Raw genomic sequence first — 536 nt, 5'->3', positions numbered from 1 at the left:
AGATTGTCACATGATCCCACACGTTACGAACAGTGTTCGCCGTCATGTTCGCCAGCGCCGACCGCCTAAACCCCGCGCTCCCGGCAATGGGAACGGCCATCGCCGGAAAGAGCACGTAGTCCTTGGCGGTCTGCTTGGCAATCTTGGTGAGTACGACCTTCAGCCGGTTGCGGAACTCGGGCCAGTCGTGCTCTCTGTACTGCGCGCCGCCGTTGAGTGCTGCTTTGAGCGCGTTCATCAGCTCCAAGTGCTGAACGGCCTTGCCGTACTGGAAGCCGAGCATCAGAATCACGTTGTACACCGGGTTGAACAGCATGTACGGCTCCCACGGCTGATCGCGCGTGACGCGCAGGATGCCGTAGCCGATGTCGTCGTCGAGATCGGTGACGTTGGTGTACTTGTGGTGCATGTAGTTGTGGGTGTGCCGCCAGAAGGAGCTATCGCACGCGGAGTCCCATTCCCAGGTGGTCGAGTGGATCTCCGGATCGTTCATCCAGTCCCACTGGCCGTGCATGATGTTGTGGCCGAGCTCGTTG

Annotated in this window: 1 protein-coding gene; it reads right to left on the bottom strand. The window is 60.1% G+C overall.

All coding sequences use genetic code 11. The annotated features are described in order from the left end of the window. Positions 1-536: fatty acid desaturase family protein (locus FK268_RS23745; RefSeq protein ID WP_193560336.1), on the bottom strand; the 536-nt coding region annotated here is incomplete at both ends.

The organism is Tsukamurella sputi (assembly GCF_007858445.1).
Lineage (GTDB): Bacteria > Actinomycetota > Actinomycetes > Mycobacteriales > Mycobacteriaceae > Tsukamurella > Tsukamurella sputi.
The sequence above is the reverse complement of the archived record's forward strand: the minus strand, read 5'-3'. Positions and strand labels throughout refer to the sequence as shown.